The following is a 25,758-nucleotide window of genomic DNA, read 5'->3' as shown; positions in this document are numbered from 1 at the left end:
TAGGAAAACCAATCTTGCTAAACGTTGAATCATTTACTGAGAAAAGGGCTAAATTTAACATGCAGATAGGTGGCAATATAGAACCTACAGCTTATAGACCCTATAATCCACCTAAATATTCTGCAGACTACGTATTTTTCACAGATCTTTATTGGTTCGGCCAAGCCGAAATAACCAAAGAAATCAACCTCACGCCCGGGGGACAAATCAGCTTAAACCAGACGAAACAGCTGCAAGCTACCGTCAAAACCAAAACCGGGGATGGCAGCTTTGGTGCTGAAACCAATGTGAACACTGGCAGTGGAGGAACGACCACATGGGAGTCCTCCAATCCCGCAGTGGCAACCGTGAGCAGCTCGGGACTGGTGCAGGCAGTCAGCAAAGGAACGACATTTATCACGGTTTTGTGGAAAAAGGATGGATTCGAATTAACGACCAGAACAGCCGTGGGTGTTGAACAGGAAACGGAAACCGGTGGCGGTGGAAGTGGAGGCTGCACTCCGAGTATTGGAGCACCAACTCCAGGGACAACGATGAACATGATTGACCTCGAACCTAACGCTTCAGGTGTTATAAAGTCAGATAACAGAGATAATGAGATATTCAATGTATTAAAAGGCATTCCAACGTCCGAGTCTCTCTACACCAATGCCTTCGCCGATCAGTATCTGTTCAAACAAGCTTGGACGAAAATGAGCGGCAAAGTTACCTATGACTGCAACGTTACAATCTCCTATGCTAGAGAATGGACTGTGCCTGGACCAAAGATATGCGATGACCAAGGCTGCACGGATGGCACCCCTGAGCCCAGAAACGATACGGTGACGAAGCCATACAGCTTCCAGATTACAAGAGACTACTCCTACTGGGCCATCAGCAATCTTGAAGTGTACAAAATCGCCAAAGCTACGATGAAGAATTATGCTCTGCCGGGTGAAACCATTACGATGAATCCATCCGGTTATATTGCACCTGCGCTGGAATCCAGAAACGATTCCTCTGTTGCAAGTCATGTAAAGCCAGGACAAACCACCACCATATCATACACGCCTACCAAGCTAACAGGTAGCCTGAATGCACCCCCGGATGTACCGGATCATACAGACGTATTGAAAGGAATGGCGGAAGCCAACACACCGCAGAGTACTGTGAAAAATGACTTGGTGAAGTTTAACCATGCAACCATTATGAATGATGCGGAAACAACCCGTGATGGCCCGACACCATCTCATATCCCGCCACCTACAACGATTGGGCGGGACGTCTTGTACACACCGAATCTTGGAATTAGCAGTTCCCTGCCTAACAAGGCGAACACGGAAAGCTCGGGCCAGATCTACTACGAACTGCTGCCTGGCAACGTGAACGGTGGAGCCGACAAAGTGCTGCCGATCAACGGCATCAACACGGTTACTGTTCACACTCCTGTCGTCAACTACGCTTGGGTGTCAGACGATCAACCGCATAATCAGAGAACGGTACCTGATCCTACCCGAGCTGCACTTATTCTGGAGCGTGAATTTATTGTACGTACCCCTACATCGGGGCAGCATCTGAATGCTGCCAGTTATCCCGGCTACGGAAACAAGGACTATGCCAAATATTTCAGAATAAAGCAGGTCCGCTTCCCGTTTGATGTATACACTGCCGATCGGGCACGCTTCATCCCATCTCATACATGGATAGACATCCCCGTACAGCAGTTGGACACGAGTTTTTATCTTCCGGTGTGGGTGGATGAAGGGAACTATACGATTGAGTTTCGCAACATAGCCGAGAATGCACCAGTCGACTTTACAGAGCAGCCCGACGCCAACACCAATCTGGCCCACCATACGGCAAGTGACAGAATACCTGTAGATGTGATTGGAAGATTGTATGATTTTCATGTCACCGACATCTCCGACTACAGCTGGGAGAATGTATTTCGCCAAGTCCCTGGCAGCTCCGAGCATACGGGTAATAGCTATTGGACAGGATTCCGTAACATCGATGGTGACCCCAGAAGCAATTTTGCACCATTTGTGCTGCCCATCCGCCCCGGAAGCCATCCGGTGCAGGGTTTTGCGAATGCATCCGTGAAAACAGGTTATCACTTCAAGTTTGACCTCAAAACAAAAGGCAATATGTTTGGCAAACAGGACGGCATTCGGATTACACCCACGTTTTCCTTTATAAGTAAGGATGGGGCTTCCCGTCAGGATGTGGATCTCTATTATCATCGGGGACAGGAGCGTTTGATCCGAATTGGTTCTGTGCAGGATATAGAGAAACGTTTTGTTGTTCTGAATTCACGGCTTCGCAATGTGCCTGACACAGAATTAAGTGATGCAGCACGTTACGAATATACTTATGAACTCTCTGCAGATGAACGAAGCCGGAAATCGTTAGCGGAGCATATGATACAGGTGGTCACCCAGACTTCGCATCAGAAAACATGGACAGGACGTTACGACTGGATGATTCTGACGGCGCCAATCCGTACCCTCATTGGCCCCAAGACGAACCTGCCCGCAAGTGTCAATGCAGATCGGGCCAACGCCGCGATTCAGCGGTGGTATGGAGAGTACAGTCTACCAGCCGATGTGTATGCTGTGCCCAAGGGTACTAATCTGGAAACTCTGGCCAGGGAAAATACGTTAGATGAAAAATCGAAACTATTTTTGAAAAACGGGTACATCATCGTTAATTTTAATATCGAAAGTTTACGCAACGGTAATACAGCGGCACCGCATTTACAGTATATCCATGCCCCGCTCATGAACCAGTGGCAATTAGAAGGCTTTGATCGCTCACCTGCCAACAACAACGGCGACAGGTGGCCGCTCAGTGATGGGGATATCCTCTTCTATGATGCAAGTCAGTCCAGCCGCAGCGACTTCCAGTCTCAGGTGCCACATTAAGCAGGCATCGTACTACAGGATCACTTTAGATGAGATATAGTCATGTATAAATATAAGATGTCCATTCAGGTTTAGATCGGAATATATACGTCTGACACATCAACAGGGTTATCCAGAATAAGTTCATGCATCTCATGAACTCACTTCGGATAACACTGTTCTCTTGTACCTTTTAAATCATCGGCTTATTCTATCGACTGCCTGCCAGAACCTCTATACGCTCCCGCATCTGCACCCTGTCTCTCAATGCTCGCAGGGATAATGCGGAGGACATCAGACTTCGGGTATATTCATGATTCGCCGAACTGGTCAGCTTGGAGCTGTCCACAATCTCCACCACTTTCCCTTCATGCATTACAGCAATACGGTCACTTACCTGCTGCACCACCGCAAGATCATGTGAGATGAAAATGGAGGAACCTCCTGTCTCCCTTCGCAGCTCGACCAACAAATCGAGAATCTGCTGCTGAATGGAAACGTCAAGCGCCGAAGTAGCCTCATCATACAGAATGACATCCGGACGCAAACCGATCGCACGAGCAATGACCGCTCGCTGCTGCTGCCCACCGCTTAGCTCATGCGGATATTTATCCGCATCCGCAGCAGACAAACCGACTCGCTCAAGCAAGACCAGCATCTCCTGAACGGCCTGCTCCCGCTTCATCATTTTATAATTCAACAGCGGCTCGCAGATAAACCTGCCTACCTTCATACGCGGGTTAAATATTGCCGCAGGCTCCTGAAACACCATCTGAATCTGTTTGCGCATCTGCCGCAGCTTCTCACCCTTCAGACGGGTGATCTCCTGCTGACGATACCAGATTTCCCCTGAAGTCACCTGTTCCAGTTGAGTTATACATTTCGCGAGGGAGCTTTTGCCGCTTCCACTCTGTCCGACAATCCCCAGACATTCCCCGGGATATAATGCCAGATTTATGTTTTGCAGCGCCTGAACGGACTGCTGCCCCTTCAAGTCATAGGTTTTGCATACCTGATTTAACTTCAAAATGGGCCATCGGTTATCCGTCATGCATATCCTCCTCCAACTCAGGTACAGCATCCAGCAGCTTACGCGTGTATTCATGCGAGGGAGAAGATATGACGTCCATCGTATCTCCCAGCTCCACCAGTCTGCCATCCAGCATCACACCGATGCGGTCAGCCATATGAGCCGCAACAGCCATATTGTGTGTCACCATAATCAGGCCTGTTCCCTGTTCACCACAGAGTCTGCTCAATTCGCTCAGCACTTCGTTCTGGGTGGTAACGTCCAGTGCGCTGGTGGGCTCATCTGCCAGCAGCAGCTCAGGCTCCAGCGAAGCCGCCATTGCGATTGCAGTGCGCTGCTTCATCCCGCCACTAAGCTGGGAAGCATAGGAACGCATCACCCGTTCAGGATCATTCAGCCCCATACTCGCCAATGTCCGAACAGCCAGCTCCTGAGCATCTTTGCGGGATATCGGAAGATGAGCACGAATAGCCTCCACATACTGGCTCCCGATACTGCGAATCGGATTCAGGTATGCCCCGCTGTCCTGGAACACCATCGCTATTTGTTTACCGCGCACCCTCTGCCAATCCTGCTTCCGGGTATTGTTACTGAACAGCATCTGCTCCCGAAAAACAATCTCTCCGCTCGTATATCTCCCGCCTGCTGGAAGCAGTCCCAGCACTGCCCTAAGCAGGGTGGACTTCCCGCTGCCGCTCTCACCTACGATGCCAATGATCTCCCCCGGGTTCATGGAAAAGGATACATTGTGCAAGGAAGCAGTGTCCTCCTTATAGCTGACAGACAAATTCGTTACCTCAAGCAAGGGCATCCCTGCCACTCGTCCTGACATGCTCACTGCTCAACCTTGATATTGCGATCCAGCAGATAGAAGTCAATCGGGTACATCGTTGCACCCTTTACATTACTTTTACTGACTATATTAATCGGTGTATAGGTCACAAACATATATGCGGCATCGTCCAGAATAATCTGCTGTGCTTCTGCGGCAAGGGCGTACCGTTTCTCTACATCAAACTCCGAATGAAGACGCTGAATGATGTCATCCAGCTTCGGATTACTGTACCCGCCAACATTCCACTCTGCCCCGGTCTTGAAATAAAAGTCAAGAATATACTGCGGATCACCCGTAATCCCCGTATTGATGCTCGTCAGGGCGAGATCATAATTTCCACTTTTCTGATGATCCGTAAGATCTTCATACGAGGTTAGCTCAAGTCCGACGCCAATCTCTTTAAGCTGAGACTGCATTGCCGTCGCCACAATGGAATCTGACTCATACGCCGAGTTAAGAATGAGCTGTAGAGACAGCTTTTTCCCATCCTTCTCCCGAATTCCATCCCCGTCTGTATCCTTGTAGCCTGCCTCATCCAGCAGTTGTTTTGCTTTTGCAGGCTCATAATTATATCCGTTGATCTTGTCGTACCCGAAAGGCAAGGCAGATGTAAATGGCCCTTTGGCTGCCTGTCCACCAACCAGCGTACTTGCATACATCTCCCGATCAATCCCGTAAGAGATGGCACGGCGAACCTTCACATCACTCAGCAACGGATGAGTCGTATTAAACCATACGAACTGTGTACGCAGGCTAGGAATTTCATCGATCGTATATTGTGTTTTGTCCTGAAAAAGAGACATGCTGCTGCGACCTATATTACTTGCTACATCAATCTCCCCTGATTGCAACGCGAGCGCACGTGTGCTGTCATCCTTGATATACTTCAAGGTCATCGTGTCCAGGTCAGCCGCACCGCCCCAGTATCCTTCATACTTTTTGACCTTGATCTCCTGGTCCGGAGTGTATCCGGTAACCATGAACGGCCCGGTAGCAATCGGCTCACTCTTGAACTTCGACGTATCTGCGCTGGTATCTACAATAATGAACAGCGGCTCGGCAATGTTGCCCAGAAGAGAGGCATCCGGCTCTGTGGTTTTCATCGTAAGGTCCTGCCCTTTAGCCGTCATGGAAGCAATCGGCAGTGTAGATTGACCTCGCTCATTCAGCGAGATGGAGCGTTCAATCGATTTTTTGACCGCGTCAGCCGTTACCGGATTGCCATTATGAAATGTAACCCCGTCACGAATGTGGAAATGCCACGTTGTGTCGTCGACTCGCTCCCACTTGTCCGCCAGTTTGGGAACCATCTTCATATGTTCATCGAACTGGATCAGCGTCTCCCCGATCGCAGCCCGTGCCAGCGTCCACCCGTTCCACTCCTCGGCAGGATCAAGGCTGCTGCCCAGCCAGAACAATGCCACATTCAGATGTGATTTCTTGCCTGCAGTACCTGTGCCGCCCGCATCTGCACCTGATGATTTTCCCGCATTCTCTGCTGCATTCGATGATGATGAAGCCGATGAATTTGGATTGGTGCCGCAAGCAGCCAGCACCAGAACCACCAGCATGGATATGAGAGCAAACAACCCTATTCTTTGAACCTTGCTCATGCCTTTACTTCCCCCTGTTACGCTGTATTTTTCTTGGGATCAAGCACATCTCGCAAACTGTCTCCCAGCAAATTAAAAATGATCACGGTACTGAATATCGCCAGCCCCGGATAAATTAGAAGCCACGGCGCTGTCTGCAAATATCGCCTGCCTTCATTCAGCATCGCTCCCCACTCAGGGTCTGGAGGCTGTGCGCCAAGTCCAAGAAAGGACAAGCCCGAGATAGAGAGCATCATGCCACCTACATCCATCATGGCCATTACGATTAAGGGCGACAGCATATTGGGCAGTATCGTTCTGCCGATGATCTGTATTTTACGCGCACCGCTGAAGGCTGCGGTGGTGACGAATTCTTTTTGCTGAAGAGAAATGACCAGACTTCGAGCCATCCGCGCATACTTTGCCCACCAGACAACGGAAAGCGCCGCGACGGTATTAAACAGACCAGGACCCAACATACCGACCACAGCAATGGCAAAAATCAATCCCGGAAACGCCATCAGCGTATCACACAGCCGCATCATGATTGTATCCGTCACCCCTCTTGCAAAACCGGCAATTGTACCGATCACAACACCGAGAGTGAATACAATACCGATCATCATGAACGTAAGCAGCAGCGACGTCCTCGCTCCATAGAGCAGACGGGACAGAACACAGCGCCCGAGCTGGTCTGTACCAAGCGGATATTCCGGGCTGGACGGCTGCAGCACCTGGGTAAAATTCGCAGCGAGTGGATCATGCGGCGCAAATAGCGGACCCACGATAGCCAGAATGATCCAGCCTGCGGTCAGAGACAGCAGAAACATAAATGTGCGACGCTCCGTCAGCATCCATCGAATGCTGCGCATCTAGACATCCACATCCAGTTGAATGCGCGAATCACGCAGATGTGTCCACAGATCAACAAGCAGGTTCAATGTGACATAGATGATCGCCATCCACATGACATACCCCTGTATCAACGGATAATCCCGTGTAAAAATCGCATCCACCGCCATCTGGCCTACGCCCGGCCATACGAACAAGCTCTCCACAATCGCTGCCCCGCCAAGCAATGCTCCGGTTGTCATACCCAGAAGGGTTACAATCGGCAGCATGGCATTGGGCAGTATATGTCGCCACATAATGATCGACTCCTTTACCCCTCTTGCTCTTGCTCCCACCACGTAATTCTGGCTGGTCTCCTCCAGCAGAACCACGCGAATCTGCCTGCTGTACTGGGCAATCAACGGAATAGCCAGTGTGACTGCAGGCAGAATAAGGCTTGTCCAGCCCGAGCTTCCCATAACAGGCAGCAGCTTCAGCTGCACACCAAACACCAGCATCAGCAGCATGCCCAGCCAGAAGCCGGGCATCGACAGACCGGCAAACGAAAACAGCCGAATCACAGCGTCCAGCAGCCGGTTCCGATGCACAGCCGCAAGTATCCCTAACGGAAAGGAGATCAGAATAACGAGCAGCATCGCACTTCCTGTTAACCGCAGCGTAGCAGGCAGTCTTGCCATCAAAACGTCCAGAACCGGGCGTCCATATTTATATGAGGTACCAAAGTCTCCGGTAACCACCTGTGCAAGCCACGTTCCGTATCTCACCAGAAATGGCTGATCCAGCCCCAGTTCAGACCGCACCTGTCTGACGAGCTCATCCGAAGGCGTAACTCCCGTGGACATTAGCATTAACCTTGCAGGGTCTCCCGGAGACAGATACGTTAACAGGAACGTCAGAAATGTAATGCCAAACAGAACGGCGACCAGCTGTAATAATCGTTTAATGATGTACCTGCCCAATGAACAAAACGCCCTTCCCGATGTAATGCATACATATACCGCCATTTTCTGTGCATTCCAAAAAGGCGTCCCTCTCCGTTGTACTGGATAAGGACGCCTTAAATAAACAGATTTTCAGAAAAAATCATGCTCTTTAAACACCTTCCTATCTCCCGTAGGGTACTGCTGTGTTTGTCAAACCTGGCAGGTCTCCTGGCTTCAGCGTCATTGTCATAACAGCTCCTTCCCGGTCTGTTCCAGACCAGTGGATATGCTGCTAGACTCCTCTGTTACAGTGGCGGGACCGCGCCGGCATCACACCGGACTTCCCTTTTAAGCTTCTGCCCCAGCGGGCAGAGCACCAAGCTCCACATATTCAATTAAGTCGTAGTACCAATTTAAAAATTACACAAAAAGGATAGCACTTCTGTATCAGTATAGCGGCATGCCGATTAATGTTCAAAACTTTTATTTCAAAATTAAAATCTTGGATACCGCTAATTACGAATTCACGACCCCCGTGAGCCCTTTGGGGATACACCTGTCACACGCTTGAACATTTTGGAAAATAAAAGCGGGTCCGTGTAACCAACAGAATGTGCTACTTCACTGACAGAAAGGGCAGGGTTGCGAAGCAGCTCCGCTGCACGGTTCATACGATATTCCAGGAAAAAGGCCTGAAGTGACTTGCCGTATCGTTCTTTGAAGAGACCTGATAAATATGTTCGGTCCAGTCCGACAGCCTGAGCAATATCCAGAATAGAGGTGCGCTGGCTGTAGCGGTTCTCCATAAACTGCACAGCCTGCCGAATATAAGTTTCTTTGGTCGAAAGCAGCTGGCGATCCTCAGCACTGGCAGGGGCGGAAGATATCAAAGCCGCGATCAGTCGATATAACAAACTCTGATGAAGCACATCCCCTCCCGGAAGGGGGCTCGCTCCAGCCTGAACCATCTCGTCATATAAAAGCGCCATCGTTTCAGCATCACGCGCCTTGAATACCGGATGCTCGGCGCTTAGCTGCGCACGCTGCATAAACGCCTTGGCCTGCACGCCTTTGAAGCCAAACCATGAATAAGTCCAGGGCTCGTGCGCATCAGCCTCATAATGGATGACCGTGTCAGGCAATATGATGAAGCCCTCTCCCTTAGTCAGACGATACTCCCGATCCCCCATATACACTGTGCCGAAGCCTTCATGGATGTAGTGCACAATATAGGAATCCCGAACACCCGGCCCCCAGTAATGGGCAGAATCACACGCTTCCCATCCGTAAAATAACAAAACCAGCTCCATCTGCGTCCAGCCCGCAGAAACCACGTTCATCTCTATTTTCCGGCTCATGCTTCTCCTCCTCTCAATGCAGCAGTCATGCAGCCTTGGACGTAAACTTACATACATAATCCCTCTCACTTCACTACGTCTAACCTCATTTACTTCATTACAATTCCCCTCACTTACTTCACCTTAAATTATAACAGCTGTATAACGCAAATTTGGACTGAAAACGGGAACAAAAATGGGATTATGCCATGTTTGAGAGGGGTTGAGCCATAGTGATACGGGCCTGTTCGGCCTATAGTTGGGGTACAACATTTTTTCAGGGAGGATGAACTTGAGATGAACAAAATTACGTTTCTCGGTGCGGGCAGCACCGTTTTTGTAAAAAATGTATTGGGTGATGTCATGATGACGGAGGCCCTGCAGGACTTTGAATTAGCCTTGTTTGATATTGATGCCGAGCGTCTAAGTGACTCGGAGCGCTTGTTAAAAAGCCTGGCGCAATCCCTGGGCAGTCGCTGTTCCGTCAAAACATATCATGATCGCAAGGAAGCGCTGCGCGGAGCCAAATATGTAATCAATGCCATTCAGGTCGGCGGATATGATCCATGCACCATCACGGATTTTGAAATACCGAAGAAATACGGCCTGCGTCAAACGATTGCCGATACCCTCGGCATTGGAGGCATTTTCCGCAACCTGCGTACCATCCCGGTGATGCTCGACTTTGCGCGCGACATGCAAGAGGTATGTCCGGATGCCTGGTTCCTGAATTATACCAACCCGATGGCTGTACTCACCAACGTCATGAATGTGCATGGGAGCATTAAAACGGTAGGACTGTGTCATAGCGTACAGGTCTGCGTACCCCACTTGTTCGATGCGCTCGGAATGGATCAGACAGGTGTCGTTGCTAAAATCGCAGGCATTAACCACATGGCATGGCTGCTGGAGGTGACAAGGGATGGCGTCGATCTGTATCCTGAAATCAAACGCCTTGCGAGACAGAAGCAGCAGGAAACCCATGACGACATGGTACGATATGAGCTGATGCACCGCTTTGGTTACTATGTCACAGAATCCTCCGAGCATAACGCGGAGTATCATCCGTATTTTATCAAACGCAGCTACCCGGAGCTGATCGAACGTTTCAACATTCCGCTGGATGAATATCCACGCCGCTGTGTAAACCAGATTGCAGAATGGAAGGAAATGCGGGAGAAGCTGTTTGCGAGTGAAAATATTCAGCATACGCGCAGCCGTGAATATGCCTCGCATATTATGGAAGCAATGGAGACGGATCGTCCGTACAAAATCGGCGGCAACGTCATGAACAACGGACTCATCACCAATCTGCCGCGTGAAGCATGTGTCGAGGTGCCTTGTCTGGTCGATGGTTCCGGTATCAGCCCGACAACCATCGGAGATTTGCCGCCTCAGCTGGCAGCACTGAACCGCACCAACATTAACACACAACTGCTTACAATCGAAGCCGCGATGACGGGTAAAAAAGAACATATATATCATGCCGCCATGCTTGACCCGCATACAGCTGCCGAGCTCTCCATGGATGACATCGTAGCCATGTGCGACGATTTGATTGAAGCCCACGGCGACTGGCTGCCTAAATTCACTTCATAAATCAATAAGCGCCGTTTCTGGACTACCCGGAAACGGCGCTTTTGCTTGTTATGGTTCATCCTGTAATAAAAAACGGTACCCTATCCCGGGCTCGGTCTGGATAAATGTAGGACGGGTGGGGTCTTCCTTTAACTTTTTGCGCAAATGGCCCACATAAACCCGCAGATAGTGGCTGTCTGACTCATGATGATGCGCACCCCACACTTGCTGCAAAAGCTGACGCTGCGTAATAATTTTGCCTGCATTAGAGGCCAGCACCTTGAGCATTTCATACTCCGTCGGCGTTAATTTGATCTGTTCCCCATCCAGCTCAACTTGTCTAAGGGCCAGATCCATAACCAGTGATCCGAAGCGCAGTACGGGTTCATCCGTTGTTTTGGCGACATGGCGCAGCGCCACCCGAATCCGGGCAACCAGTTCACCCATGCCAAACGGCTTGGTCACATAATCATCTGCCCCTCCATCCAGTGCTGCAATTTTATCCGCCTCCTGATCCTTCGCTGTAAGTACAATAATCGGCACCTGTGACCACTCTCGTATCCGGCGAAGCACGTCCATGCCCGATATGCCGGGCAAGCCCAGATCGAGAATAATCAGATCGGGATGAACGATGCTCGCCTGCACGATGCCCTCTTCTCCATCCACACATTCATAATGCTCATATTGGTGAGCCTGAAGGGTCACTTTCAGCAGTTTGCGAATCTGCGGCTCATCATCAATCACCAGAATGCGGGCCCCTGATGCAGTGTTCATCTATTCTCCAGCCTCTCCTTGCACTGAACAGGTCAACGGTAATTCTTCCGCTCCCGCAGGCAAATCTATACGTATTCTTGTTCCTCCGTCCGGGTTAGTCTCAGCCTGGATCGTCCCTCCATGAACTTCTACAATTCCTTTGCAGATGGCAAGACCGAGCCCCGTTCCCGTTATATGGAGCGTAGATGGAGAGCGATAAAACTTATCAAAAATTTTATGCCGCTCCGCTTCCATAATTCCAATCCCCTGATCATCCACGATGAGGATCAATGTGTCCTCTTTTTTATCCTCACTCACCTGTATGGTGACCTTGCTTCCCTCAGGCGAATACTTGATCGCATTGCTAACGACATTCACCAGCACCTGCTCCAGCAGCACTTCATCTCCGTAAAAAAAGACCGGCTCCTCCGGCAGCTGCACCGTAATTTCTCGCTGAGGACTGAATTCCCTGATCTTCGCGAGCACAATGCTGATCATATCACCTGCATCGCACCACTTACGGTTCAATTGCAGCATGCCGCTCTCCAGTCGCACCATACCGAGCAGGTTGGTCACCAGACGATTCATACGCAATGCACCATCGCGAATGTTGCTGGTCAATTCTTTTCGATCCTCGGCTGTAAAAAGTTGATCATTCTCGATCAGCCCTGTGGCCGAGCCGATAATCGCGGTCAGCGGTGTGCGCAGCTCATGGGACACGGAATCCAGCAGCGCGGTTCGTATCCGCTCCGATTCAGCAGTCACCTGAGCCAGACGAGCCTCCTCCGCCAGCTTCACCCGCGCGATAGCTCCAGCCGCAAGACTGCCGCAGGCTTCCAGCAGCAGACGCTGCTCCTGCCGCTTCTCTATCTCGCTTGCGGTCATGTCTGCCGCCAGCACGCCATGGATGTGATCCTCTGTCCGCAGCGGAATATACAGCCCGGAGGACTTCCCGAGCATAGTCGAGCCTTGGCCCGCGATTTGCCCGTTTTTGTACACCCAACCCGCGATCGCCAGTTCCGAGGAATGGCTTCCCCAGATACTCTTTTCCGAATCTGCTGCTGCAGACCCACTGCTCACCCACAGCTTCAATTCCCCTTGAGGATCAGGCAGATACATGACCGCCTTGCTACCCAGCATCCGTGATATATGGCTTGTCATGTTATCCAGTAAAGTATCCAGATCGCTAATTGCGGTAATCTGACGGCTCAGATCGTACAACGCATTTGTCGTTGCTTCACGTGATTTAACCCGATCCAGCTGCTGCCGCAATCGGCCTGCAAGGCTCGCCGTCATGACGGCGACAGCCAGATATACGACGAACGAGATCAGATACCGCAGATCTTCTACCGTAAAACTTAAATATGGCGGGACGAAAAAGAAATCAAACATAACTACACTCAAGGTGGCCGCGTACACAGCTGGCCCCATTCCCCAATACACAGCACTCACCAGTACGGGGAACAGGTACACCAGAGCAACATTAACCAGATCATCGCTCACGCCCATGATATGAAGCAGCACAGTTAACAGAATGATGCCAAACGTAACCCATAGATAGGCAGGTACCCTTTTCCAGCGAAAATAAAAACGTACACGGCTCGAGTCTCCATCCTTTTCAGTGTACTCAGACAAATTCTTTCCCACCCGTTTCATCAGACAATTTCGATTCCAGCTGCTTTCATAGATAATCCCTCTTTATTTCATAGACAATTCGTCTTCCACTGCTCTTCATTATCTTCATTATTTATAGTCATCATCTGCCACGATCAATACATCCCGATGCCTCGACAGACGTACAAGCCGATTGACGACGGAGCCGGAGCCCCGGTGACCATTCAACCACCAGACTCGCCTCGCCTGCCCTACTACAAGCTGGGTTGCCTTCACTTCCGCAGCCTTGGCAGCAAGAATATCAGGCACTTCCCTCAACCTGGAGCTGTAGTGGATGTGAAAATAACCCCCAAGCCGAACCGTAAGCTGCTCCAAACTGGAGAGCTCCTCCTGCAACTCGCCGCTTATCTTTGTACCAATGTGTACATGATGGACATACCAGGCCGCTTTCAAACGATATGCCATGCGAAAACCTCGGCGAATCAGGCGCTCAGCATGACGGTCATTGCTGACACAGACAAACACAGTCTCCTCCTTGCGCCACGGGCCTCGCAGCGTTCGTGGGGATTGTTGGGCTTCGAGCCGTTCATCCACAACATCTGCAAGCTCACGCAGGGCCAGCTCTCGCAGCGCAATCAGATTGCCCATTCTGAAGAAGTTCGCAAGCGCCTGTTCAACCTTGGCAGATGCATAGATTTTACCCTCTCGCATGCGCTGCCGCAAGGCCTCGGGGGCCACATCAATCAGCTGCACCTCATCTGCCGACTGAATAATCCGATCAGGAACGGTCTCTCGCACACGAACCCCTGTGATATGCTCCACGGCATCGTTCAAACTTTCAAGATGCTGCACATTCACGGTTGCAATGACGGATATGCCTGCATCCAGCAATTGCAGAACATCTTCATAACGCTTGTGCCAGGCACCCCCGGGCACGTTCGTATGTGCCAGTTCATCCACCAGTACTACCTCTGGATGGCTTCGTAATATGCCCTCCGTGTCCATCTCCTCCAGCTGCGATCCTTGATACATGCGCTGCACCCGCGGAATAATGGACAGTGCGCCAATCTGCTTCACGGTGTCTGCCCTTCCATGCGTTTCAAGCAGTCCGATCTGTACGTCGATGCCTTTGCGCAGCAGATCATTGCCCTCCCGCAGCATCATGTAGGTCTTCCCCACACCCGGAGCAGCTCCGATATAGATTTTGAACGTACCGCGACGAATCAATCCGATCTGTTCCTTCATCTCCTGCTCGCTAAGTCTGCGGTAGGTCCGAGGTTCTACCTCGCTGACTTTGGCCGGAAGGACCCTCTCACCTTCGCAGGCTACACGATCCGCCACCAGCAGCAGGTCTACCCCCTGCAATTGGCGCAGCAAAGAGTTAATGATGGAGCCTTGCCATAACTCCTGCCAGCGTGTACGCCGCGAATGCCCCATTACGATTCGGGTAATCTGCTGTTTCATCGCATAATCTGCCAAGGCGGCAGGAATATAGCGGTGGTGCAGGATCGGAGTCTCCTGCATATGTCCGCCGATTTTCTCCACCAGCTTCATCATGCTGCGGCGAAAAACAGCCTCCTCCTTACTCAGCGGCTGTTTCATCTGGCGGAAAACGACGGCATGCAGGCTCCCGTTCAATCTGCGAGCAATCTGCTGCCCACGCTGGATGTAGATGGAACCGTTCCCGTGATACTGTGCGGAGACGAGAATACGCTCCATAATACCTGTCGTAGCAGGAAGGCCAAGCTCTTCCCTATGCTCACGCAAAGACTCATTGACCCCTTCCGCGACAAGCTTCAGGGCCAGCTCACGTAATATACCTACGTTGCCTTGGCGGAACACATCCTTATCGCCATGACCTTGCAGGTGCCCTTCGGCTAAACGACTCAGAATAGTCTCTGGCGTAACATCAATCAGCTTTACTTCATCTGCAAGCTCAAGCGTGTCTGCGGGTACCGTGTGCATAGCTCTTACCCCAGTCAGCTGTCTCGCCAGCTCCGTGTAACCCTCCAGCTCATATACATTCACTGTCGTCATGACACTGATGTTATGTCGCAGCAAAAAGCGGATGTCCTCCAACCGGGTCGCATATGCTGCCCCCGCCCGGTTCCGATGGGCAAGCCCGTCAACCAGTACAACCTCGGGATTGCGCACCAGCAAAGCATCCAGATTCAGATCCTTCATCTCTGCTCCATCACTGCGTCTTATCCAGTGAATGCTGGGTACACGTTCAAGCTCGCCGAGCTGTTCTACCGTTTCCGGTCTTCTCATCGTGGACACAGCGCAGATCACGACATCTACGCCCTGCTCACGCAGATGGTTGCCGTCCCGAAGCATGTGATAGGTTTTGCCCGAACCACTGATTGGCCCAATGTAAATTTTCAGCGTACCCTCGTGCAGCTTCGAGATCATACGAAGCATCTCTTCAGGAGATTTGCGTTTGAAGCTGTCCTCCACAACTGTATCCTCCTTCTCGAAGCCTCCTCACTTCTGTGCATTTATCAAAGCCAGATTCAGTTCGTTAACGTTCACGCGTGGTTCACCGAATAAGCCTAGCTTGCGGCCTTGCGTATGCCGCTCCACAAGCTGAGCCAGTTGCTGCTCGCTCATACCTGTTGCCTGGCTAATGCGTGGAATCTGTGCTTCAGCCGCTTCAGGAGACAGGTCAGGGTCAAGCCCCGAGCCAGAACCCGTCACCAGATCAGCCGGAATATGCAGCGTAGATGCAGGGTTCTCCTTGCGGAGAGTAGCCAGCTTTTCCTTCATCTCGGCAATATATTCCGGGGATGCAACAGCGCGATTAGACCCCGCCGAAGCGGTTGCATCATAATTAGCACTTGATGCCCGGGGCTGGAACAGCCCCGGCGATTTCACCTCCTGCGCGAGCAGAGAAGAACCGATAATTTTCCCATCTTGTGTGATCAGACTGCCATTCGCCTGAGCTGGAAACAGCCACTGCGCAACTCCCGTCGTCAGGAGAGGGTAGGCAAGACCACAGAGTAACATCAACACTACGGACAACCGCAAAGCGGGTATAAACATTTTCATACATATCACGTCCTGAATAGATTTAATGGATCAATTTCAATCAAGCAATCCGGCAACTTTTACCCTGAATCACATCAAACTCGACAGCACCAGATCAATCAGCTTGATACCCACAAAAGGTACGATCACCCCACCTAAACCGTAAATGAACACGTTACGCCCTAGCAGCCGTTCGGCAGACATCGCCCGATATTTCACACCCTTCATGGCAATCGGGATCAACAACGGAATAATAATGGCGTTGAAAATCAAGGCGGACAGGATTGCAGTCTGCGGGGATGCCAGTCTCATAATGTTCAGCGCCTGAAGCTGCGGCATGGCGAGAATGAACATGGCCGGAATGATGGCAAAATATTTGGCGATATCATTGGATATGGAAAAGGTCGTCAGTGCCCCGCGAGTAATGAGCAGCTGCTTGCCTATGGAGACGACCGACAGCAGCTTGGTCGGGTCAGAGTCCAGATCAATCATATTGGCCGCTTCCTTGGCCGCCATGGTTCCCGAGTTCATCGCCAGGCCAACATCAGCCTGCGCCAGAGCAGGAGCATCGTTGGTGCCGTCGCCCGTCATGGCGACGAGCTTGCCCTCCTGCTGCTCTTTTTTGATTGCTGCAATCTTGTCCTCGGGCTTCGCCTCCGCTATAAAATCATCCACGCCCGCTTCAAGTGCAATCGTCGCTGCTGTAAGGGGGTTATCTCCTGTACACATGATGGTCTTGATGCCCATTGCACGCATCTCTGCGAATTTCTCCTTGAGCCCCGGCTTCACCGTGTCCTTCAAATAAATCACACCAAAGATACGGTTATTGATCGCTACAGCCAGCGGTGTCCCCCCGGCTTTGGCTATTCGTGCTGCCATCTCCTCCAGATCACCCGGTACACGGCCACCTTCAGAGATTACATACCGTTTGATTGCATCAACCGCGCCCTTGCGAATTCTCGTTCCATCAGTCAAATTCAGACCAGACATCCGTGTCTCGGCGGTAAATTCCACACTCTCCGCTCCCGCGTAATGACTCTCCGCCCAGCTGTGCCCCTGCTTGCCTGCCAGCTCTACAACGGAACGGCCTTCGGGAGTCTCGTCTCTAACAGAAGCTTGAAGCGCCGCCTGAGCCAGCTCGGCTGTCGTCACACCTTGCACCGGGGTAAATTCGAAAGCCATACGATTGCCGTACGTAATCGTGCCTGTTTTGTCCAGAATCAACGTGTCAATGTCACCAGCGGCTTCCACAGCTTTGCCTGACATGGCGAGCACGTTAAACTGTGTCACCCGATCCATGCCTGCAATACCGATGGCCGACAGCAAGCCGCCGATCGTCGTCGGAATCAGGCAAACGAGCAGGGCAATCAGGGTTGCCAGATCCAGATGAATGCCAAGATAATCGGCCATAGGAACCATCGTCACAATGACAATCAGGAAGATAAGCGTCAGCACGGCGAGCAGGGTTGTCAGCGCAATCTCGTTCGGTGTTTTTTGACGCTGTGCCCCTTCAACGAGGGAGATCATGCGATCCAGAAACGATTCACCCGGATCTGTCTGCACCCGCATAATAATGTAGTCCGAAGTGACTCGTGTACCCCCGGTTACGGAAGAGAAATCACCGCCCGCTTCCTTGATGACCGGTGCAGATTCACCTGTAATGGCCGATTCGTCAATAGAGGCCAGGCCTTCAACAATCTCACCGTCCGTTGGAATGAGCTGACCTGCTTCCACACGGACGAGATCCCCTTTTTTCAACTGGGTCGAAGCGACTTGCTTCAAAGTTCCGTCCTTCTGCACCAAATAGGCTATCGTCTCCGATTTGGTCTTGCGCAGCGTATCCGCTTGGGCTTTGCCTCGTCCTTCTGCCAGTGCCTCTGCAAAGTTTGCAAAAAGCAAAGTCAACAGCAGAATGAAAAATACAGCAATATTGTACCCCCGACCTGCATCAGACGCAGTGAACAAGTCTGGATAAAAGCATAATAACAGTGTAATGAACGTGCCGACCTCCACAATGAACATTACCGGATTTTTGATCATGACCATCGGATTGAGCTTTTTGAACGCATCACGCATAGCCTGAAGCAGCATCTGTTTGTCCAAAGGCCTCTTCGATCCAGGATCACGCTGTAGATTATTTTGGGGTTGATGCTGCGGCTCAATATTTGTTTTGACCCCAGGCAACTCAGGGTCCGCATTCCATGTGCCATTATGCGTTATATCCTCTTCGGCATTAACCGTTCGCTGTATGTTTTGCTCCTTCTTACGCTCCATTGCATTCATCGTGAATGCCACCTCCATACTGTACCTTCTTACTGTATCTTCCCAATGCATCTTCTTACTGTATCTTCTCACTGCATCTTCTTAACGTAAATTCATCGAACCATCGCCAGATGCTCCGCAATCGGACCGAGAGCAAGTGCAGGAAAAAACGTCAATGCGCCCACTACGACAATCATCATGACCAGAATGCCAGCAAAGAGCGGGGTATGCGTCCTTAGTGTACCTGTGGTGACAGGCACAACCCGTTTTACGGCAAGTGAGCCTGCAATCGCTAGCATGGCGAACATCGAAACATATCTGCCCAGCAGCATGACGATACCGATAGTGATATTGTAAAAATCCGTGTTGGCATTTAATCCGGCAAACGCAGATCCGTTATTAGCAGCCCCGGAGGCAAACGCGTACAGCACCTCAGTGAGCCCATGTGTTCCACCGTTGGAGATGGAAGCCACGGCCTCAGGCCGCATCAAGGCGAGTGCAGATGGCGCGAGAATAATCAACGGATGGATCAGCAAGGCGATACAGGCCAGCTTGATCTCTTTGCCTTCGATTTTTTTGCCCAGAAACTCCGGTGTCCGCCCCACCATCAGCCCGCAGATAAATACCGCTATGATCACATAGAGCAGGCCGTTTAACAGACCGACCCCCTTCCCGCCAAATACGTTGTTCAGCATCATCTGGGCAAGCGAAACCAGCCCGCCAAGCGGAGTAAGCGACTCATGCATATTGTTGACCGAACCTGTCGTTGCTGCTGTAGTCACCGCCGTAAACAAAGCCGACTCGGGAATGCCAAACCGGACCTCTTTGCCCTCCATATTGCCCTGCAGTCCCGCAGCATCCAGCGCTGGCACACCTCGATACTCCGACACAAACACGGTTGTAAGCATGACGAGGAACAGGAAACCCATCGCCCCGAAAATGGCCCATCCCTGCTTGCGGTTGTTCACCATCAAACCAAACGCATAGACGAGCGCTGTAGGAAGCAGCATCATACAAACGATATGCACCAGATTGCTCAGGCCGGTCGGATTCTCGAATGGATGCGCTGCATTCGTGCCGAACCAGCCGCCACCGTTGGTTCCGATATGTTTGATCGACTCCAGCGAAGCAACCAGACCGCGGGTAATCGTCTGCTGCGCACCCTCCAGCGTCGTTGCATTCACCGCACCTGCCAACGTCTGCGGCACTCCCTGGAACACAAGAAACAAGGCCACAACGAAGCTCAGCGGTAAAAAAATACGGGTAATCGACCGAACCAGGTCGACATAAAAGTTGCCTAGATCATCCCTGCGTCCCACCAGCCCGCGAATGAAGGCAATCGCTACGGCGAAGCCCGTAGCCGCCGATGTGAACATCGGAAACGTCACGGCCAGCAGCTGCGATAGATACGACAGGGCGTTCTCGCCCGTATACGACTGCCAGTTCGTATTGGTCATAAACGATACCGCTGTATTAAACGCCTGCGCCGCAGGCATATTCTCGATTCCGTCCGGATTGAGCGGCAAAAACCTTTGCAGTCTCAGCACCAGATACATCAGGGTCAGCATGACCGCATTAGAGATGAGCACAGCGGCTGCGTATTGTTTCCACCCCATGGATTCTTCTTCCCGCACACCCATCAACCGATATAACAATCGCTCCGGCCCGCCAAACACACGATCAAGTCCTGTTCGCTGCCTGTCAAACACCTTCACTAGATAACTGCCTGCCGGCTTCACCAACAGCAAAATGACCAGCAAGGTTACCACAACTTGCACTACACCGATACCCATATCTGCATATCCTCCCTAATCAACCTCAACATTGCCCTGACCTTTACATCCCTTTATCTCCGCTCCGTTTTTCGGTGCATTGTCCGAACAGCTGCCTCAGAATTTCTCAGGCTTCACCAGCACATATCCGAGATAGATAATCAACACAAGCACAAGCATGCCGATAAAAATCATGATTCGAGCTCACCTCCCTGCCCTCAGGCCTTCTCGCAAAATTTCACAAATCCCCAGAACACTACAAACAACAGGAGAATCAGCCCAACCATCGTTGCATCATTGACCATGCGCCCTTCATCCTCTCTACCGTTCAGATGGAACAATATAAATTCAAGCCGGAGTCTGCCTTGCTACAGTCAAAATCGTATTACGAAACGCTGTAAAAAGGGGGTAAAGATATGCCACCACCGCTGTAAAAAAAGCGTAAAAAAGACCCGTTCTTCTCAGCGGCAAGCTGAAAAAAACGGGTCTCTCGTATATATGGTGGAATCCGAGCCGGATTGGCGCTTCATTTTCTTTAAAGTGAATAGCTCTGCGCCCACTGCATCAATCGTTTCTTGGTGATCTTTCCATGTGACGTATGCTCTGCAACCTGCCCCTGATCCAGCAGCAGCACCTGCGGGGATTCATGGCGAATCTCGGTTTCTTCGGCAATACGGCGTGACAGTGGGCGGTTCTCAATGACTTTGACGATGCGATACTGCATGTTTTGTTTCGGGTCAGAGGCATTGGTGCCGACAAAAGCCATAAATTCCCGGTACGCACGCGCGCTGACAGGGCAGGTTGTGCTGTGTTTCAGCAAAAGCACTGGATGCTCCCGGGAGCGGCGAAGCACCTCTTCCCAATCCTGCGTTTTGTGCAGTTCCAGCACATGCTCGCTTAACATGTCATGCGAATCAGCGCCTGTTCGCTTGCTAACCACTGAACCGATAACCACCCCAAGAGCAGCACCAAATGCGATACCCAGCCCGATCTGCCCGGTTGCTGTACCGATACTGGCTCCAATTGCCAAACCAACCGCCAGCCACAGCGCTTGATGATTCACCTTTTTCTCCACCAAAACCATCCTTCCTCCACATATGTTCAAGCTGTTTAAGCTGTATAAGTTAAATTAAAGATCATGTATACACGGACATTTCATTGACAGAGACTCCAACTCACATTTTCATCAAATTATAGCACAGCCCTCTGCACCCGAGCTTTCAGAATCTGCATCTTTCGGGGTTCTAATTGTGATACACTGGTGTTAATTTGGAAACGATGAACATAAGAGCAGCTGAAAGGCGGAAATTCGATATGACATACGCTTTTACCATTGAACCACCGGATTATTACGCACTGGATAACGAGCAAGAGTTAATAGCCAAATGTCAGGAGTGGGGCCTGATCTCGGCCAAAGCCACCAAACTCAAAACGTTCTATTATAAAGGAAACGGGCAGCATCTGCCCTGCACCATTCTCGGCTTTGTAGATCACATGACGGCAGTCATCGAGCTGGATAACGGACAAAAGCATTGTATTCACCCTTCGTATCTGAAAGAAATGCAGGCCTCCGGCTACAGCACACGAGGATTAAGCGGAGCGGGGACAGAGCCAGGCACGGAACAGGATGCAACAGGCCAAAGTGCTGAAGCTATTGAACAAACCTCTGAGCCTGCCGATACCTCTGATCAAGCTGACACATCAGCCCGTACGTATGATATGGAAGAAGATGATGATAACACGGAATCATCCTCCAGACTCAAGGGTGACCCTGACGGCCTGGTGGAGGAATACATCGGTCCTCAGAGCGGTACAGCTATAGATTCAGATGCAGAAGCCAAACCTAAAACCAAAGCGGCACCGAAGGCCAAAGCCGCCAAAATTGATCTGCCCGATGGCAAAGTGAAGATGAGCGCAGTGGTCAAAGAATTTACGACGGTACCGAATCATTTCTCGGATAATGACGATGAGGTCATCATTTACGAATCCGTCACTATTACAGAACCGGAAGTGATCGAGGTGGGTGAAGCGTGGTCCAGCCATAGTGCAACGATGAAGAAGCAGGAGCTGGAGGTCGGTGACGTGCTCACGTTTGAAGCAAAAATCATCAAGAAAAAGCTGACACGCAACCCGGTGCCTTACAAAATCAACAACCCGTCCAAGATTCAGAAGGAAGAGTAGTTCTCTGTTTTTAATAAAAAAGTAACCCGAAAAACCTCCACGCTACTTGTAGCTGATGGAGGTTTTTTAGCAATTGCTTATGAATTGGCTGTACACCCCAGCCTTTATTCAGCAGTATGCCGATCCGTTTTCCCATATCAGAAATGATACAATCCCCATTTAACGAGATACTCAGGCCTGGTCTGCTGCTGCACTGATTTGGAACAGCACGCCAAACTTGTCGGTTACATTACCGTAAGCCGGGCTCCAGAACGTTTCCTGAATCGGCATATTCACTTTACCGCCCACTTCAAGTTTACCGAAAATGTTCTTCGCTTCCTCAGCCGTGTCCGTATTGACCGTAATCGTGATATTATCTCCAATGGTGTGCGGCATACCGGGCAGGGTATCCGATAACATCAGCACCGAGCTCCCAATTTGCAGAGAAGCATGCATAATCCAGTCTTTGGCTTCCGGTGGAATCGGATGATCCGGACTGGATGGACCTTCTCCGAAAGTCTGCATTGCAAGCACTTGCGCACCAAATGCCTCTTTATAGAACTCGACAGCTTCACGCCCATTCCCGTTGGTTACAAGGTACACATTCAAGCTAATTGCCATGGATTGTTCATCTCCTTGAATTCATTTAATCATATGGTACAGGCTGGTTGCGACAAGAGTATATAGGAATGCATTGTCCGCTGACAAGCACAAATTTTCCACTATATTCGCAAGCCGTGACAGAGCTATATTTCTCCAAATATGCTAAAGATATTCCCTGCTCTCACCACATCTTCTCTATTCAAAAAAAAGCCACTCTTCCGAGCATTATCGGTCAAGTGGCTGTAAATGTTCTATTCTGTTAGTACCCTGTTGAACAGGGGTGCATCGCCTTGTATTCAACGATTTATCAGGCCTTCACAATACGATCAATCTCACTTTTTAACAAAAGGTATCGATGCACACTTCTCATAATAGGTACCTTGGTGAGTTTATTTTTATCAACATACAGCTTCATCTGGTCTTTACTCAGCCCCAGCAGGTTGCCCGCTTCAGTCACTGTCAGCACCACTTCGGGATTCGTTGCGTTAAAGGTCTTCTTTACCTTCTGGTTCCAGTCCTCAAATACCTGCATAGATCTGTACCTCTCCTATCCATAGCCAGTTATGTTCAGGCTGAATATCCTCAGTATACCATACTTGTGATCATTGGAACTTATGCCTTACCTGTGACTCTCCGGTGTTTATTGGAAAAAGCTTTGCTCCACATGTCAAAAAGAGCCGCGATCTCGCGGCCCGGAAGGGATAGCATATTGTTTGATCTTTGCAATCCATGCTCTGGCAACCCATTTCTAGGCTTCGTCCCAGAAGCGACGCAGATTGTCCATGGCGATTTTGGAAGCGGCTTTGCATTCCTCCATGCCTTCGAACTCCACCGTAATGTTGCCATCATAGCCGGAGTCTTTGATCAGCTTGACGATTTTGCGAATGGGAATATCCCCTTGACCTACAATTGCACCACGCAGAAAGTTGCCATAGGTTGTCGTGAACCACTCCCCTTCCCCTGGATGCTCGTCATATGGACGGAAGTAGAAGTCTTTGAAATGAATGAGCGAAGCATAGGGCAGATTTTTCATCACACCGATGATCGGGTTTTCATCCACACACATGAAGTTTCCAATATCTAGCGTCGTTTTGAAGTTTGGTCGATCTACGGCGTGCAACACCCGTTGTACCCGATCACTCGCCTGTACGCTGAAGCCGTGGTTCTCAATCGTAGTAGTCATTCCATACTGCGCAGCGTAATCCGCAATGATTTGGCTTCCTCTAACCATCAGCGGCAGATGCTGCTCAAACCAGGCAATCGTTGTGCTCTCCTTCGGCAGCCTGAAGGCAGTAACGTCATGGCGCAGATGCCGGACACCCATAAGGTGTGCCACATCCACATGTCTCTTGACCCGGGCCATCTCTTCTTCAAAAGCCTCTTCTGTCTCCTGCACAAAATTAGCCGGCATGGAATAGTTCGACAGCTCGATGCCCGCAGCTGCGGCTCGCTCCCGAATGGCATGGGCAAGCTCATGATTGTCTTCCACGGTATATCCGTAAGGGACCATCTCCATATGCTCGCCGCCGTTTGCTGCAATCCAGTCAATGACATCCAGCACCGTCATGGCTCCCGAGTTCAGATCATTCAACAAACTGTACGTGCTCAGACCAATCTTCATCTGCTCCACTCCCTATTGTCGATATCGCTCAATGAATTGCACAGCTTTACGAATATCCACTTCCGGCTGGTGACCTACCTCACGCTCAATAGTCAAATATCCCTTATACTCGATCTCCTGCAGAGCGGCAAAATACGCATCAAAATCAACAGCCCCTTCACCCAGCGGCACTTCCCGGAAAAAGGTACCCGAAGCGACCATTTCAGCAATGTTGTCATGATCCATAGGCGCGTAACCCACCGCACCGTATACATCGCGCGGATCAACCTCTTTCAGACGCAAACCATCCTTCACATGGGTGTGCACGATGTAATCCTTGAGCAGCTTCACACCCTGCACCGGATCATCCCCGGTGACCATGACCATATTGGCCGGGTCAAAATTGACCGACACTCCGTTTGTGGAGAGTGTGTCCAGAAAGCCTTTCAGATCAGCAGCCGTTTCCGGGCCAGTCTCAATGGCAAAGTAGGCACCCACACTTTTCGCATATTGCCCCAGCTCCTCGCAAGCGGCGTGCAGGGTTGCGTATACCTCCGAGGAGGCATCATGAGGGACAATCCCGATATGTGTAGTGACAATATTCGTGCCCAGATCAAGAGCCAGATCGACGATTCGCTTGGATTTTTCCACTTTCCATGCATTATCCGCCTGAACCTGGAAGCCGTGTCCGCCCAGATCACCAACCAGCGCTGAAATCTCGAGCCCCAGACCATCAATGTAGCTTCGAAGCTCTTTACGTGCCGCAGCAGGCAGATTTTCGGGGTCCATCTCCCCCTTCACCGCATAGATCTGCACACCTTCTGCACCTGCATCCTTGGCTTTGATCAACCCTTCCCTGACCCCTACGCCAAAGCTATCCACGATGACACCGATCTTGTTCGTTAATTTCATGTCGTACCTCCCGCGAATGATTGGAT

At 50.7% G+C, this 25,758-nt stretch carries 21 protein-coding genes and 1 riboswitch; of the genes, 3 read left to right on the top strand and 18 right to left on the bottom strand.

From position 1 onward, the window contains the following. The first annotated feature begins 59 nt into the window (after positions 1 to 59). Positions 60 to 2,903: a DUF5704 domain-containing protein gene (locus tag HNR77_RS17700; protein WP_184187088.1), complete on the top strand. Its 2,844-nt coding sequence runs from the start codon at positions 60 to 62 to the stop codon at positions 2,901 to 2,903. 190 nt (positions 2,904 to 3,093) lie between these two features. Here HNR77_RS17700 and HNR77_RS17695 read toward each other — a convergent pair whose 3' ends face one another. From HNR77_RS17695 to HNR77_RS17670, 6 genes are all read right to left on the bottom strand, one after another. Then, the gene (locus tag HNR77_RS17695; RefSeq protein ID WP_184187085.1) at positions 3,094 to 3,933 is read right to left on the bottom strand and encodes an ABC transporter ATP-binding protein; all 840 of its coding nucleotides are present in this window, start codon (positions 3,931 to 3,933) and stop codon (positions 3,094 to 3,096) included. Continuing rightward, positions 3,923 to 4,744 (bottom strand): ABC transporter ATP-binding protein, encoded by an 822-nt coding sequence (locus tag HNR77_RS17690; protein ID WP_221443895.1) that lies wholly within the window; start codon positions 4,742 to 4,744, stop codon positions 3,923 to 3,925. Before HNR77_RS17690 ends, HNR77_RS17695 begins: the two co-directional genes overlap by 11 nt. 2 nt (positions 4,745 to 4,746) lie before the next feature. Then, positions 4,747 to 6,360 (bottom strand): ABC transporter substrate-binding protein, encoded by a 1,614-nt coding sequence (locus tag HNR77_RS17685; protein WP_184187082.1) that lies wholly within the window; start codon positions 6,358 to 6,360, stop codon positions 4,747 to 4,749. A gap of 17 nt (positions 6,361 to 6,377) precedes the next feature. Continuing rightward, on the bottom strand, positions 6,378 to 7,211 hold the full coding sequence (nikC, locus tag HNR77_RS17680) for a nickel transporter permease (RefSeq protein WP_184187079.1): 834 nt from the start codon (positions 7,209 to 7,211) through the stop codon (positions 6,378 to 6,380). Continuing rightward, positions 7,212 to 8,150, bottom strand: coding sequence for a nickel ABC transporter permease (nikB, locus tag HNR77_RS17675; protein ID WP_184187076.1), 939 nt, complete (start codon positions 8,148 to 8,150; stop codon positions 7,212 to 7,214). Positions 8,151 to 8,315: 165 nt separating this feature from the next. Beyond that, a riboswitch (cobalamin riboswitch) is annotated at positions 8,316 to 8,510 on the bottom strand. Positions 8,511 to 8,638: 128 nt separating this feature from the next. Further along, positions 8,639 to 9,472 carry an AraC family transcriptional regulator gene (locus HNR77_RS17670; RefSeq protein WP_184187072.1) on the bottom strand — a complete coding sequence of 278 codons (834 nt, stop codon included), beginning with the start codon at positions 9,470 to 9,472 and terminating at the stop codon, positions 8,639 to 8,641. 276 nt (positions 9,473 to 9,748) lie between these two features. Between HNR77_RS17670 and melA the strand changes: the two genes are divergently transcribed. Continuing rightward, positions 9,749 to 11,050 carry an alpha-glucosidase/alpha-galactosidase gene (gene melA / locus HNR77_RS17665; RefSeq protein WP_184187069.1) on the top strand — a complete coding sequence of 434 codons (1,302 nt, stop codon included), beginning with the start codon at positions 9,749 to 9,751 and terminating at the stop codon, positions 11,048 to 11,050. A 48-nt stretch (positions 11,051 to 11,098) separates the two neighbouring features. Here the strand turns inward: melA and HNR77_RS17660 are convergent, their stop codons facing one another. The 8 genes from HNR77_RS17660 to ytxJ all read right to left on the bottom strand — a co-directional run bounded on the left by HNR77_RS17660 (position 11,099) and on the right by ytxJ (position 21,532). Then, positions 11,099 to 11,803 (bottom strand): response regulator, encoded by a 705-nt coding sequence (locus HNR77_RS17660; RefSeq protein ID WP_184187066.1) that lies wholly within the window; start codon positions 11,801 to 11,803, stop codon positions 11,099 to 11,101. After that, positions 11,804 to 13,438 (bottom strand): ATP-binding protein, encoded by a 1,635-nt coding sequence (locus HNR77_RS17655; protein ID WP_184187063.1) that lies wholly within the window; start codon positions 13,436 to 13,438, stop codon positions 11,804 to 11,806. It abuts the gene before it with no gap. An 87-nt stretch (positions 13,439 to 13,525) separates the two neighbouring features. Beyond that, positions 13,526 to 15,817: a histidine kinase gene (locus HNR77_RS17650; RefSeq protein WP_184187183.1), complete on the bottom strand. Its 2,292-nt coding sequence runs from the start codon at positions 15,815 to 15,817 to the stop codon at positions 13,526 to 13,528. Positions 15,818 to 15,880: 63 nt separating this feature from the next. Further along, positions 15,881 to 16,444, bottom strand: coding sequence for a potassium-transporting ATPase subunit KdpC (kdpC, locus tag HNR77_RS17645; RefSeq protein WP_184187060.1), 564 nt, complete (start codon positions 16,442 to 16,444; stop codon positions 15,881 to 15,883). A gap of 69 nt (positions 16,445 to 16,513) precedes the next feature. Next, positions 16,514 to 18,514 (bottom strand): potassium-transporting ATPase subunit KdpB, encoded by a 2,001-nt coding sequence (gene kdpB / locus HNR77_RS17640; RefSeq protein ID WP_221443901.1) that lies wholly within the window; start codon positions 18,512 to 18,514, stop codon positions 16,514 to 16,516. 284 nt (positions 18,515 to 18,798) lie between these two features. Further along, complete coding sequence (kdpA, locus tag HNR77_RS17635) at positions 18,799 to 20,478, bottom strand: potassium-transporting ATPase subunit KdpA (protein ID WP_221443894.1); 1,680 nt, start codon at positions 20,476 to 20,478, stop codon at positions 18,799 to 18,801. A 96-nt stretch (positions 20,479 to 20,574) separates the two neighbouring features. Continuing rightward, complete coding sequence (locus HNR77_RS30815) at positions 20,575 to 20,637, bottom strand: potassium-transporting ATPase subunit F (RefSeq protein ID WP_367398484.1); 63 nt, start codon at positions 20,635 to 20,637, stop codon at positions 20,575 to 20,577. A gap of 355 nt (positions 20,638 to 20,992) precedes the next feature. After that, positions 20,993 to 21,532, bottom strand: coding sequence for a bacillithiol system redox-active protein YtxJ (gene ytxJ / locus HNR77_RS17625; protein WP_311768646.1), 540 nt, complete (start codon positions 21,530 to 21,532; stop codon positions 20,993 to 20,995). A 239-nt stretch (positions 21,533 to 21,771) separates the two neighbouring features. On the opposite strand from ytxJ, the gene HNR77_RS17620 reads away from it, so the two are divergent. Continuing rightward, complete coding sequence (locus tag HNR77_RS17620; protein WP_184187054.1) at positions 21,772 to 22,638, top strand: hypothetical protein; 867 nt, start codon at positions 21,772 to 21,774, stop codon at positions 22,636 to 22,638. Positions 22,639 to 22,809: 171 nt separating this feature from the next. On the opposite strand, the gene HNR77_RS17615 is transcribed toward HNR77_RS17620, so the two are convergent. The 4 genes from HNR77_RS17615 to HNR77_RS17600 all read right to left on the bottom strand — a co-directional run bounded on the left by HNR77_RS17615 (position 22,810) and on the right by HNR77_RS17600 (position 25,732). Beyond that, the gene (locus tag HNR77_RS17615) at positions 22,810 to 23,238 is read right to left on the bottom strand and encodes a VOC family protein (protein ID WP_184187051.1); all 429 of its coding nucleotides are present in this window, start codon (positions 23,236 to 23,238) and stop codon (positions 22,810 to 22,812) included. Positions 23,239 to 23,527: 289 nt separating this feature from the next. Beyond that, complete coding sequence (locus HNR77_RS17610; RefSeq protein WP_184187048.1) at positions 23,528 to 23,752, bottom strand: DNA-binding protein; 225 nt, start codon at positions 23,750 to 23,752, stop codon at positions 23,528 to 23,530. A gap of 216 nt (positions 23,753 to 23,968) precedes the next feature. After that, positions 23,969 to 24,841 (bottom strand): sugar phosphate isomerase/epimerase family protein, encoded by an 873-nt coding sequence (locus tag HNR77_RS17605; protein ID WP_184187045.1) that lies wholly within the window; start codon positions 24,839 to 24,841, stop codon positions 23,969 to 23,971. Positions 24,842 to 24,853: 12 nt separating this feature from the next. Further along, positions 24,854 to 25,732, bottom strand: coding sequence for a sugar phosphate isomerase/epimerase family protein (locus tag HNR77_RS17600; protein WP_184187042.1), 879 nt, complete (start codon positions 25,730 to 25,732; stop codon positions 24,854 to 24,856). Positions 25,733 to 25,758: the final 26 nt, after the last annotated feature.

Source organism: Paenibacillus sp. JGP012 (assembly GCF_014203995.1).
GTDB lineage: Bacteria > Bacillota > Bacilli > Paenibacillales > Paenibacillaceae > Paenibacillus > Paenibacillus silvae.
Note: the sequence above shows the minus strand (reverse complement) of the source record. Positions and strands in the feature narration are given on the sequence as shown.